At 64.9% G+C, this 11,195-nt stretch carries 12 protein-coding genes and 1 pseudogene; 9 read left to right on the forward strand and 4 right to left on the reverse strand.

Going from position 1 to position 11,195, the window contains the following annotated elements; genetic code table 11:
* The 3 genes and pseudogenes from EOA38_RS15545 to EOA38_RS15555 form a co-directional block, all read left to right on the forward strand.
* Positions 1-645, forward strand: a 645-nt coding sequence (locus tag EOA38_RS15545) for an ABC transporter permease (protein ID WP_145965974.1), incomplete at its 5' end; no start/stop codon positions are given.
* The gene (locus EOA38_RS15550; RefSeq protein ID WP_126093325.1) at positions 642-1,511 is read left to right on the forward strand and encodes an ABC transporter permease; all 870 of its coding nucleotides are present in this window, start codon (positions 642-644) and stop codon (positions 1,509-1,511) included. The genes EOA38_RS15545 and EOA38_RS15550, both read left to right, overlap by 4 nt.
* Positions 1,508-3,129 (forward strand): annotated as a pseudogene (locus tag EOA38_RS15555) (dipeptide ABC transporter ATP-binding protein). The gene EOA38_RS15550 and the pseudogene EOA38_RS15555 overlap by 4 nt, the downstream one beginning before the upstream one ends.
* A gap of 76 nt (positions 3,130-3,205) precedes the next feature.
* On the opposite strand, the gene EOA38_RS15560 reads toward EOA38_RS15555, so the two are convergent.
* On the reverse strand, positions 3,206-3,631 hold the full coding sequence (locus EOA38_RS15560; protein ID WP_127299612.1) for a TerB family tellurite resistance protein: 426 nt from the start codon (positions 3,629-3,631) through the stop codon (positions 3,206-3,208).
* A 112-nt stretch (positions 3,632-3,743) separates the two neighbouring features.
* Between EOA38_RS15560 and EOA38_RS15565 the strand changes: the two genes are divergently transcribed.
* The 4 genes from EOA38_RS15565 to EOA38_RS15580 all read left to right on the forward strand — a co-directional run bounded on the left by EOA38_RS15565 (position 3,744) and on the right by EOA38_RS15580 (position 6,179).
* Positions 3,744-4,529, forward strand: coding sequence for a TSUP family transporter (locus EOA38_RS15565; protein WP_126093322.1), 786 nt, complete (start codon positions 3,744-3,746; stop codon positions 4,527-4,529).
* Positions 4,530-4,581: 52 nt separating this feature from the next.
* On the forward strand, positions 4,582-4,752 hold the full coding sequence (locus tag EOA38_RS15570; RefSeq protein ID WP_126093321.1) for a hypothetical protein: 171 nt from the start codon (positions 4,582-4,584) through the stop codon (positions 4,750-4,752).
* Between the two features lie 84 nt (positions 4,753-4,836).
* The gene (locus tag EOA38_RS15575; RefSeq protein ID WP_127299613.1) at positions 4,837-5,670 is read left to right on the forward strand and encodes a helix-turn-helix transcriptional regulator; all 834 of its coding nucleotides are present in this window, start codon (positions 4,837-4,839) and stop codon (positions 5,668-5,670) included.
* Positions 5,671-5,759: 89 nt separating this feature from the next.
* Complete coding sequence (locus tag EOA38_RS15580) at positions 5,760-6,179, forward strand: VOC family protein (RefSeq protein WP_126093319.1); 420 nt, start codon at positions 5,760-5,762, stop codon at positions 6,177-6,179.
* A gap of 146 nt (positions 6,180-6,325) precedes the next feature.
* On the opposite strand, the gene EOA38_RS15585 is transcribed toward EOA38_RS15580, so the two are convergent.
* Both EOA38_RS15585 and EOA38_RS15590 read right to left on the reverse strand, forming a co-directional pair.
* Complete coding sequence (locus tag EOA38_RS15585; RefSeq protein WP_127299614.1) at positions 6,326-7,801, reverse strand: cobyric acid synthase; 1,476 nt, start codon at positions 7,799-7,801, stop codon at positions 6,326-6,328.
* A complete protein-coding gene (locus tag EOA38_RS15590; RefSeq protein ID WP_127299615.1) occupies positions 7,801-8,409 on the reverse strand; it encodes a dimethylsulfonioproprionate lyase family protein in 609 nt (202 codons plus the stop codon). Before EOA38_RS15590 ends, EOA38_RS15585 begins: the two co-directional genes overlap by 1 nt.
* Before the next feature lie 138 nt (positions 8,410-8,547).
* On the opposite strand from EOA38_RS15590, the gene EOA38_RS15595 reads away from it, so the two are divergent.
* Together EOA38_RS15595 and mmsB are read left to right on the forward strand one after the other, a co-directional pair.
* Entirely contained in the window at positions 8,548-9,714 is a 1,167-nt protein-coding gene (locus tag EOA38_RS15595) for an isobutyryl-CoA dehydrogenase (RefSeq protein ID WP_127299616.1), read from the forward strand.
* A gap of 25 nt (positions 9,715-9,739) precedes the next feature.
* Complete coding sequence (gene mmsB / locus EOA38_RS15600) at positions 9,740-10,624, forward strand: 3-hydroxyisobutyrate dehydrogenase (protein ID WP_126093315.1); 885 nt, start codon at positions 9,740-9,742, stop codon at positions 10,622-10,624.
* Between the two features lie 263 nt (positions 10,625-10,887).
* Here mmsB and EOA38_RS15605 read toward each other — a convergent pair.
* On the reverse strand, positions 10,888-11,195 hold a 308-nt coding region (locus EOA38_RS15605; protein WP_245480843.1), incomplete at its 5' end, for a cytochrome c oxidase assembly factor Coa1 family protein.

Genomic DNA, 11,195 nt, shown 5'->3' on the forward strand with positions numbered 1-11,195 from the left:
GCGCTGATCGCGCTGGCGCTCTCGACGGTCATTGCCATTCCGGTCGGGCTGTTTTCCGCCAGCCGGCAAGGCCGGGCCGGCGACACACTTGCCATGGGAGCAGCCCAGCTTGGCGTCGCCGTGCCGAACTTCTGGTTCGCGCTGATGCTGATCTACCTCTTCGCCGTGTGGCTGCGGCTGGTGCCGGCCGGCGGTTTTCCTGGCTGGAATGCAGGCGTCTGGCCAGCGCTGAAGTCGTTGCTGCTGCCGGCCGTCGCGCTGGCGCTGCCGCAGGCCGCGATCCTGGCGCGCGTCGCCCGCTCGGCGCTGATCGAGGTGCTCAACGAGGACTATATCCGCACCGCGCGCGCCAAGGGCCTGCCCTACCGCGCCGTGCTCTGGCGCCATGCGCTGCGCAACGCCATGATCCCGGTGCTCACCATACTCGGCCTGCAATTCGCCTTCCTGCTTGCCGGCACCATTATCATCGAGAATGTCTTCTACCTGCCGGGGCTCGGTCGGCTGGTGTTCCAGGCGATCACCCAGCGCGACCTGATCGTCGTCGAGAGCGTCGTCATGCTCTTGGTCGCGGCCGTCATCGTCGTCAACCTGCTGGTCGATTTCTCCTATGCGGTCGTCGATCCGCGGCTGAGAGGCCGGCAATGACGATGCGCATCGAGCTGCCAGAGGAAACCTTCGCCGGCGTCCTGGCCAAGGCCTTCGGCAACCGCTCGTTCCTCATCGGCTTCGTCATCACGCTGCTGGTGGCCGCGGTCGCGCTGCTTTCCTTTGTCTGGACGCCCTATGACGTCACCAGGCTGGTGATCGCCGACAAGACGCAGGCGCCCTCGGCGGCGCACTGGTTCGGCACCGATCATTTTGGCCGCGACATCCTGTCGATGATCATGGTCGGCGCCCGCAACTCGATTGCCGTGGCGCTGGTTGCGGTCGGCATCGGCATGGGCGTAGGCGTGCCGCTCGGCGCCTTTGCCGCCGCGCGCGGCGGCATCGCCGACGAGGCTCTGATGCGCGTCAACGACCTCGTCTTCGCCTTCCCGGCGCTGCTTTCGGCGATCATGATCACCGCCATCTTCGGCCCCGGCGCCGTCAACGCCATCATCGCCATCGGCATCTTCAACATCCCGGTCTTCGCCCGCGTCGCCCGCGCCGGCGCGCTGGCGATCTGGCCGCGCGAATTCATCCTTGCCGCGCGCGCCGCCGGCAAGGGCATGACCGAGATCACGGTCGAGCACATCCTGCCCAACATCGCGACCCTGCTGCTCGTCCAGGGCACCATCCAGTTTGCGCTGGGCATCCTCGCCGAAGCCGGTCTTTCCTATGTCGGCCTTGGCGCGCAGCCGCCGATGCCGAGTTGGGGCCGCATGCTGTTCGACGCGCAGACGCGTATGGTGACGGCGCCCTGGATGGCGATCTTTCCCGGTATGGCGATCGTCGTCACCGTGCTGGGGCTAAACCTGCTCGGCGACGGCATCGCCGACATACTCGATCCGAAATCGCGGCGGCAGCGATGAGCCTGCTCGATATCGAGAACCTGTCGCTGTCGATCGGCGGGACGCCCATCCTGAAGGAAGTCGATCTTGCGATCGCGCCCGGCGAAGTGGTCGGTCTGGTCGGCGAATCGGGCTCCGGCAAATCGATGACGGCGCTGACAATCATGCGGCTGCTGCCGCATCTGGCCCAAGCCAGCGGCCGCGTCACCTTCGACGGCATCGATATCCTCGGCGCGAGCGAGGACCAGATGTGCGCGCTGCGCGGCGATGATATCGGCATGGTCTTCCAGGAACCGATGACGGCGCTCAATCCGGTCAAGACGATCGGCGAGCAGGTGGCCGAAGGCATTCGCTGGCACACCAAGGCTGGCCGCGCCGAGGCAGAGGAACACGCACGAAAAATCCTGGACCGGTCGGTCTGCCGGAGACAAGATTCCCGCTGTCGCGCTACCCGCATGAACTGTCCGGCGGCCAGCGCCAGCGCGTCGTCATTGCGATCGCCTGCGCGCTCAAGCCAAAGCTCTTGATCGCCGACGAGCCGACGACGGCGCTCGATGTGGTGCTGCAGGCGCAGATACTCGACCTGCTGCGCGACCTGGTCAGCGAGAACCGCATGGGCCTTTTGCTCATTTCGCACGACCTGGCGGTGGTGACCGAAATGTCTGACCGCCTGACCATCCTGCGCCGCGGCGAGGTGACGGAAGCCGGCGACACCGCGCGCACGCTGTCGGAGCAGCTCCACTTCTACACGCGCGAGCTGGCGCTAGCCTCGATGCACGTGCCGGCGCGTCCGAAAACCCACCTTGCCGGCTCCGCCAAGCCGCTGCTCGAAGTTGAGAGCGTCAGCCGGGATTATCCGGGGCGACGCAAATCCTTGTTCCGACCGGCAGCGTCGATCCGCGCCGTCGACGAGGTCTCGCTGACCATCGAGCCGGCCCAGTCGGTGGCGCTCGTCGGGCGCTCCGGCTGCGGCAAGTCCACGCTTGCCCGCATGATCCTGGCGCTGGACAAGCCTACGGCCGGCGCCATCCGCTTTCGCGGCGAGACCATCACCGGCAAGGCGGAGGCAGCGCTAAGACCGGCACGGCGCGACATGCAGGTGGTGTTCCAGGATCCCTACGGCTCCTTCGATCCGCGCCAGAAGGTCGAGAGGCTGGTCGCCGAACCGCTGCATCTTCTGGAGAAGCAGCCGACCAGGGCCGAGCGCCGCGAGATGGTCGCGCACGCGCTCGACGAAGTCGGGCTCGGTCCGCGCGACATGGACAAATACCCGCATGAATTCTCGGGCGGCCAGCGCCAGCGCCTGTCTATCGCCCGCGCCATCATCACCCGCCCGAAACTGGTCGTCGCCGACGAGCCAGTCTCGGCGCTGGATGTCTCGATCCGCGCCCAGATCCTCGATCTCTTCGCCGAACTCAACCAGAAGCTCGGCATCGCCTATCTCTTCATCACCCACGACCTGACGGTGGCTCGCGCCATGTCGGACGAGGTGCTGGTCATGCAGGAGGGCAAGATCGTCGAGCGCGGTCGGACCGCCGACGTGCTCGACAACCCACGCTCGGAAGCGGCGCAGGCACTGGTCGCGGCGGCGCCCGATCTTCACCGCGCGACCACGCGGCGCATGCAGGAACAAGGGTGAGCAGCCGGTTCGCACCGCGCCGACAGCGAGCGCCGGGACGCTGCGAAGCAGCGGAGACCCGGCCGACCGCCGGTCCTCAGCTTTCCGGCTTGACCAAATCAACCGGGCTGATGCCGAGCAGGTCGAGCGTGCGGCGCAGAAGCTTCACCTCGCTCTCCGCCAGCTTGGAATCCGCCTTGGCGATCTCGGCCATGTGTCGGGCGAGCAGTTTGCGCCGCTCGACATCGAGGTCGCGGAACAGCGCGACCGCCTGCGAGCCGTTGGTCTCGTAGCCATAGTCGTTGAGATATTCGATGACGCTGTCGATCGAGGATTCTTGAATGCCGAAGGCTTCCCTGCAGATGCGCCGGAAGGTGACCATCTCGCTCTCCGAAACCGACCCGTCCGCCAGGATCATGCGGAACAGCATCAGAAGCTCCGCCGACAGCACCGGATCGTCCGCCACCTTACGCACCCCCGGGTCGCCCTCGAAGATCGAGCGTATCTGATCAAGCAGCGCCATCGCCGTCAGCCTTCCTTCGCGATTCCGTTTGATTGTTAGCGTGAAATCGGTCTTGCGCAAACTGGGCGAGCATGATGGAAGCTGCGGCTCCCCCCGCCTTGACCTTGGCCTGATGATCGACCTTACCCTGCAGACCGTCCTCATACTCACCGCCGCCGCTTTCGCGGCGGGCTTTGTCGATTCGATCGCCGGCGGCGGCGGCCTGATCACCATTCCGGCGTTGCTTCTGGCGGGTTTCTCTCCGGTCGCAGCGCTCGGCACCAACAAGCTGCAGGGCATGTTCGGCTCCGGCTCGGCCACCATCCACTATGCCGCCAACGGCCAGGTCAATCTGCGACGCCAACTCCCCTCCGCGCTGCTGGCGCTGGTCGGCGGCGCCATCGGCGCCCTGCTGGCGACGGTCGTGCCCGGAGACCTCCTGCGCGCCCTCCTGCCGGTTCTTCTGGTCGCGATTGCGCTCTACTTCGCGTTCAAGCCCAACATGGGCGACGTGGATCGTGTCGAGCGCCTGTCACCGTTTCTGTTCGGTCTGACGGTCGTGCCGGCCGTTGGCTTCTATGACGGTTTGTTCGGCCCGGGCACCGGCTCATTCCTCATGCTGGCCTTCGTTGCGCTCGCCGGTTACGGCGTGCTCAAGGCGACGGCGCACACCAAGCTGCTCAACTTCGCCTCCAACATCGGCGGCTTCACCGTCTTCGCCGCCGTCGGCGTGGTCTACTGGAAGATCGGTCTGATGATGGGCGTGGCGCAGTTCCTCGGCGCACGCCTCGGCGCCAGCCTCGCCATCCGCATCGGCGCCCGGCTGATCAAGCCGCTGCTGGTGATCGTGTGCGTGGCGCTGGCGATCAAGCTCCTGGCCGACCCGGCCAATCCGTTACGTCAGCTGATTGGTGTGTGACGGTCCTGCTGGTAGAATTCGGGTGTTGCGAATCATGTTGGAGGGACCAGACATGAATCTCAGTGCACCCACCCAGATCGTGTTCATCATTTCGTTGGTTATCGCCATTATCGGCCTTCTCGCCGCTCTCGGCCTTCTTGCGTTCATTCCTCTCGCGGCGGTGTGGATCATGCTCATCGCCTATATCGTGCTTGCTGCCGGCTGCCTGATGCGCGGCGCATAGCGACTCGCAGATCTCTGGCAACTCGAAGCGCCCGGCCCTGCCGGGCGCTTTTGATTCTAGGGCATGGTCTGCTAGGTTCGGCCGATGTCTGACGAGACTGAGCGCCATCGACAAGACAATCGGTCCCCGGCCCTCCATTTCGAGATGGTCCGGCGCCAACCCGCCGCGTCGCTCGCCGGCATCGTCACCGATATCTGCGGCTACCGCGAGATATCGCCCGGCCATTTCCGCATCGTGGAATATGCCTCGCTCACCGTGCCGCTGGTGATCAGCTTCGCCGAGGCCTTTGCCATCGGGCTCGGCCGCAGCCCAGGCGACAATGACCGCTACGCCAGCTTCGCCGCCGGCCTCTATGCCGGGCCGGTCATGATCGAATCCTTCGGCGGCGCCTGCTGCGTCCAGGTCAATTTCACGCCGCTGGGCGCCAGGCAATTCTTCGGCCTGCCGATGAGCGAGTTGCGGGACCGCATGGTCGGGTTGGACGATGCGCTGGGCTTTGACGGCATCGCATTGCGCGAACGGCTCGGCGAAGTGTCGGATTGGGACACGCGCTTCGACATAGCCGAAGGCTTCATCGCCGGCCGCCTTGCGGAGGCAAATGCGTTGTCGCCGGAAATCGCCTGGGCCTATAGGACGGTCATTGCATCGGGCGGCCGCACCCGCGTTTCCGCGATCGCCGGCGAGATCGGCTGGAGCCGCAAGCATCTCGCGGCCAAATTCACCGACGCGATCGGCATCGGCCCGAAGACATTGTCACGCATCGTGCGCTTCAACCGCGCGCTTTCCCTGTCGAAGCGGCAGGACGATGACTGGGCTGGCATCGCCGCCGATTGCGGCTATGCCGACCAGGCGCATCTGGTTCGCGAGTTCCGCCAACTTGCCGGCGAAACGCCGACCGCGCTCGCCGCGCTGGCATAGGCTCTCGCCCCGACCAGGTAACATTTCTTCAAGACGCCGGAACGCTTTAGCCTGAGATTGGCTTCCATCAAGTCATCAGGGAGTTTGTCATGCCCACGGCAACGGAAGCACCTCGCATCTATCCCGCCTTACGCTACAGGAACGCGGCCCAGATGATCGACTGGCTCCGCGATGCGTTCGGCTTCGAAGTGCGTGCCCGCTATGGCGATGGCGATATCGTCCATCATGCAGAGCTGACCTTCGCCTCCTCGATGATCATGCTGGGCACGGCGCGCGACGACGACTACGGCAAGATGGTCGGCGAGCCGGGCGGCGGTGGCGGCAAGTCGATCTACGTCGCCGTCGACGATGCCGACGCCGCCTATGCCAAAGCCAAGAAGGCCGGCGCCAAAATCATCCAGGCGCTGGTCGACCGTGACTACGGCAGCCGCGAGTTCATCTGCCTCGACCCGGAGGGCAATGTCTGGTCCTTCGGCACTTACTGGCCGAAAGCCGGCGAGAAGGCGTGAGGCCTCATCGACGGCGCTCGAGGTTAGCGAAAGCAGCCCAACTTCGTCATCCACGGGCGAAGCAGGAGCGAAGCGACGCGCGCAGACCATAGAATGGCGAACCCGATGAGCGTCTTCACCAAGTTCAAACGTATTTGGTGAGAAGCCTATCGCGCCAGGGCGAAAATCGCGTCGCAGTCGAGATGCCTCTCCAGCTCCGCCGCGACCTCGTCCAGCGCCTTCTCGACATCGGCGCGGTAGTCGATGCCGCCGCCGCTGACGCCCAGGCTCTTCAAATACGCGGCACGGAAAGCGTCGGCGGAGAACAGCCCGTGCAGGTAGGTTCCGATCACCTTGCCGTCGGCGGAGACCGCGCCGTCCTCGACGCCGTTGATGATCGCTGACGGCCGCGCCGTGTCCGGACCGGTGGTGCGGCCGAGATGGATCTCATAGCCTTCGAGCGGCAGGCCGAACTGCACCGAACGGGCGCTTGAATTGCGCACCGTCTTTTCCGGCTCCATCACCGTTTCGATGTCGAGCAGACCGAGGCCTTCGGCCTCGGTGACGCTGCCTTCGATGCCTTCGGGATCGCGCACCATGCGGCCGAGCATCTGATAGCCGCCGCAGATGCCGACGACATGGCCGCCGCGCTTGCGATGAGCGGCAAGATCGCGATCCCAGCCATTCTCGCGGAATCTTGTCAGATCGCCGATCGTCGACTTCGAGCCGGGCATGACCACCAGCCCGGCGTCCTCCGGCAGCTTCTTGCCCGGCGGCACGAACACCACCTCGACCTGCGGCTCGGCCTTGAGCGGGTCGAGGTCGTCGAAATTGGCGATGCGCGCCAGCATCGGCACCGCCACCTTCAGCGCGCGCTTCTCGCCGGAAGCGAGACGCTCGAGCACGACCGAATCTTCCGACGGCAGGCGCGCAGCAGCCTTCAGCCAGGGAACCACGCCGAAGCACGGCCAGCCGGTGAATTTCTCGATCGCGCTTATGCCGTCGTCGAACAGCGAGACATCGCCGCGGAACTTGTTGATGAGATAGCCGGCGATCATGCGCCGGTCTTCCTCCGGCAGGATCAGATGCGTGCCGGCGACCGAGGCGATGACGCCGCCGCGGTCGATGTCGCCGACCAGGATCACCGGCACATTGGCGCGCGTCGCGAAGCCCATATTGGCAATGTCTCGGCTCCTGAGATTGATCTCGGCGGGCGAGCCGGCGCCTTCGACGATGACCAGGTCGGCGAGGGCGCCGACCTTCGCCCAGGACTCCAGCACCGCATCCATCAGCCGGGCCTTCATCGCCTGATAGTCGCGCGCCCGCGCCTCGCCGAACACCTTGCCCTGCACCACCACCTGCGAGCCGATATCGCTTTGCGGCTTGAGCAGCACCGGGTTCATGTGCACGGTCGGCCGAACGCCGCAGGCCAGCGCCTGCAGCCATTGCCCACGGCCGATCTCGCCGCCGCCGGCCTTGTCGTCGCCGGGAATGTCGGCGACGGCGGCATTGTTCGACATGTTCTGCGGCTTGAACGGCCTGACCTTCAGTCCGCGTTTTCTGGCGGCGCGGCAGAGCCCCGCCACCAGCACGGTCTTGCCGACATCCGAGCCGGTGCCCTGCAGCATGATCGCTTTGGCCATCAGCCCCTGCCCCCGGCGCCGCCAATAGTCGACTTCTGCGCCAACGGTCCGCCGCGCCAGACATAGAGCGCCATCAGCGGCTCCTTGCCGGTGCGCATGGCGTGACTGACATTGGATGAATGGTAGACGACTTCGCCGGCCTCGCGAACGTGAAAGTCGCCCTCACCCATGCGCCACTCGGTTCCGTCGGTCAGCGGAATATAGATCTCTTCGGCAACGTGGTGATGGTCGGGATAGACGATGTCGGGCCCGAGGATCAGCAGGCCGGCCGCGACCGCGTCGTTGACGAAATGCCCGCGCGTGCCGAAAACCTCCAGCCAGCCGTAATTGTCGATGAAAGCCTGGCCGAAATCGGCGGCCGTGTAGGTCTGCCCCCAGCGCAACTCGTTCCGGTGATCGGCCGCGAACTGCGCCAGCGGCCTCATGTCCGGCGGCGCAAGCTCCGCGATGCGATCGAGATGGCGTACGCAGCCGAGCGAGCGCGGTTCGAGCGGGCGAGAGGGCATGTGCCAATCGATGCGCGCGACCGCGTCCGCGACCAGATCGCTGTCGACGCAGGCGAGATAGAGGTGGAACCGGTCCAGCAACTCATCGAAAACTGTCGGCACGCCGGGCTCCGTTGATCAATCCATGCACAGCCGGTCCGCAGGAGGCCGGGTTGCGCGGCGGCATCATTGGTCTAGATTGGTCGCTGCGCAAAGCCAAAAACGACAGGCCACAAGGCCTGAAACGACAGGGAGCACGCCATGGACGCGGCAGTCGATGCGGGCACTGGCCAATTCGAACTCACCGAGGAGCAGCGCGCCATCCAGGAGATGGCTCAGGCCTTCGCGGCCGACCGCGTGGCGCCGAACGCGCTGGACTGGGACCGGGCAAAGCACTTCCCCGCCGATGTGATCCGCGAGACCGGACCTCTCGGCCTCGGCGGCATCTATGTCCGCGATGATGTCGGCGGCTCGGCGCTCGGCCGTCTCGATGCGGTGCTGATCTTCGAGGCGCTGGCCCACGCAGATCCGGCCTTCTCATCGTTTATCTCGATCCACAACATGGCCGCCTCGATGATCGACCGCTTCGGCAGCGACGAGCAGCGCCAACGCTTTCTGCCGAAGCTGACCTCGATGGAATGGCTGGCGAGCTATTGTCTGACCGAACCCGGCTCGGGCTCGGATGCCGCTGCGCTGAAGACGCGGGCGGTGAAAAGCGGTGGCGACTATGTCTTGAACGGCGCCAAGCAGTTCATCTCGGGCGCCGGCGACAGCGATCTCTATGTCGTGATGGCGCGCACCGGCGGCGACGGACCGAAAGGCATCTCGACCCTCGTCGTGCCCAAGGATGCGCCGGGCCTCTCCTTCGGCGCCAACGAGCACAAGATGGGCTGGCACATGCAGTCGACCCGGCAGGTGATCTTCGAGGACTGCAAGGTGCCGGCCGAGAACCTGCTCGCGACCGAAGGCGCAGGCTTCGGCATCGCCATGGCCGGGCTCGACGGCGGCCGGCTCAACATCGCCGCCTGCTCGTTGGGCGGCGCACAGTCGGCGCTCGACAAGGCGCTGACCTACACGAGCGAGCGCAAGGCCTTCGGCTCCAAGATCAACCAGTTCCAGGCACTGCAGTTCAGGCTGGCCGACATGGAGACTGAGCTGCAGGCCACCCGCATCTTTCTCTACGCCGCCGCCTCGAAGCTCGACCGCAAGGCGCCCGATGCCGGCAAATGGTCGGCGATGGCCAAGCGCTTCGTCACCGACATCGGCTTCAACGTTGCTAACGAAGCGCTGCAACTGCATGGCGGCTACGGCTATCTGCACGATTACGGCATCGAGAAGCTGGTGCGGGATCTGCGCGTCCACCAGATCCTCGAAGGCACCAACGAGATCATGCGCGTCATCATCGCACGCACGCTGATAGGCCGCTGAAAGCAGACATTTTCGGGAGGAAACAATGACCACCATTGCCTTCATCGGCCTCGGCAACATGGGCAATCCAATGGCCGCCAATCTGGTCAAGGCGGGCCATGCGGTGCTGGGCTTCGACCTCGTGCCCGAGAATCTTACAGTCGCGAAAGAACACGGCGTGACAGTGATGGCGAACGCCGTCGCCGCGGTGAAGGACGCCGATGTGGTCATCACCATGCTTCCCGCCGGCAAGCATGTGCTGTCGGTTTATGAGGACATCGCGTCGAAGGCAAAGAAAGGCGCATTGCTGATCGATTCCTCGACCATCGATGTCGAATCGGCGCGCAAGGCGCATGCGATTGCAGCCAGGCACGGCCTGCCCTCGATCGACGCGCCTGTCTCAGGCGGCACCGGCGGCGCCACCGCCGGCACGCTGACCTTCATGGCCGGCGGATCCAACGAGGCTTTTGCCGCCGCCGAACCGATCCTGAAGCCGATGGCCGGCCGCATCGTCCATTGCGGCGGCGACGGCGCCGGCCAGGCCGCCAAGATCTGCAACAACATGATCCTCGGCATCTCGATGATCGGCGTCGCCGAGGCCTTCGTGCTGGCCGAGAAGCTTGGCCTGTCGCATCAGGCGCTGTTCGATGTGGCCTCCACCTCTTCCGGCCAATGCTGGTCGCTCACCACCTACTGCCCGGTGCCCGGTCCCGTTCCGGCTTCACCCGCGAACCGCGACTACAAGCCGGGCTTTGCCGCTGCGCTGATGCTGAAGGACCTGAAACTGTCGCAGGAAGCCGCGCAGGGCGCAGGCGCAGTGACGCCTTTGGGCGCCGAGGCGACGCAGCTCTACGCGCTGTTCAACGCCCAAGGGAATGCCGGCGCCGATTTTTCCGGCATTATTAATTTCCTGCGCGGCGATCGAACCTAAGCTACTGCTTTCAAATGATTATTAGTGCCATTCTTTGACAGACAGCCGGCAAATTTAGATTTGCTTAAGGTCTCGATAACTCACCGGTAACGATGTGCCTTTAAAACGGACTGCGAGGCGGACATCGCAACCGCCCGGCGCTCCGGATCAGGTCTCGCGTACCGGAGCCCGTAAGTTTCGCAAGTCGCTCGTAGCGAAACGCCATGCGTATCTGGCAAAGCCGCGTTCCCCTTGGAGCGCGGTTTTTGCGTTTTGCGGTGCAGCTATATCCCGATCGCCGCGTTCGGGATCGGCACGTGATCTTCATTCTTCAGCACGATCGGCGCATCGACGCCGTCGATCCGCACCACGAGCAGACGCATGCTCCATTGGCCGGCGTTGCGGACAAGGTGCGAGAACACGGTTCCCTTGCCCCTGGCGCAATGGATCGGAATGCCGAATTGGGCATCTCCCGTCCCGCTCGCTTCGACATTGATGTGGCCCCCGATCCAGAAATTGTCGGTCATATCGTCGCCAATGGCTGCTTTCACGCGCTCGTCCGCGCGGATGACATCCATGGTCATGCGATAGG

The organism is Mesorhizobium sp. M1E.F.Ca.ET.041.01.1.1, assembly GCF_003997355.1.
In the GTDB taxonomy this organism is placed as follows: Bacteria; Pseudomonadota; Alphaproteobacteria; order Rhizobiales; family Rhizobiaceae; genus Mesorhizobium.

Bases quoted from the DNA above. Each gene is read 5' to 3' on its own strand.
- EOA38_RS15580 (WP_126093319.1), top strand. From the start codon at position 5,760: ATGCCCACGGCAACGGAAGCACCTCGCATCTATCCCGCCTTACGCTAC.
- EOA38_RS15595 (WP_127299616.1), top strand. From the start codon at position 8,548: ATGGACGCGGCAGTCGATGCGGGCACTGGCCAATTCGAACTCACCGAG.
- mmsB (WP_126093315.1), top strand. From the start codon at position 9,740: ATGACCACCATTGCCTTCATCGGCCTCGGCAACATGGGCAATCCAATG.
- EOA38_RS15550 (WP_126093325.1), top strand. From the start codon at position 642: ATGACGATGCGCATCGAGCTGCCAGAGGAAACCTTCGCCGGCGTCCTG.
- EOA38_RS15570 (WP_126093321.1), top strand. From the start codon at position 4,582: ATGAATCTCAGTGCACCCACCCAGATCGTGTTCATCATTTCGTTGGTT.
- EOA38_RS15560 (WP_127299612.1), bottom strand. From the start codon at position 3,631: ATGGCGCTGCTTGATCAGATACGCTCGATCTTCGAGGGCGACCCGGGG.
- EOA38_RS15565 (WP_126093322.1), top strand. From the start codon at position 3,744: ATGATCGACCTTACCCTGCAGACCGTCCTCATACTCACCGCCGCCGCT.
- EOA38_RS15585 (WP_127299614.1), bottom strand. From the start codon at position 7,801: ATGGCCAAAGCGATCATGCTGCAGGGCACCGGCTCGGATGTCGGCAAG.
- EOA38_RS15575 (WP_127299613.1), top strand. From the start codon at position 4,837: ATGTCTGACGAGACTGAGCGCCATCGACAAGACAATCGGTCCCCGGCC.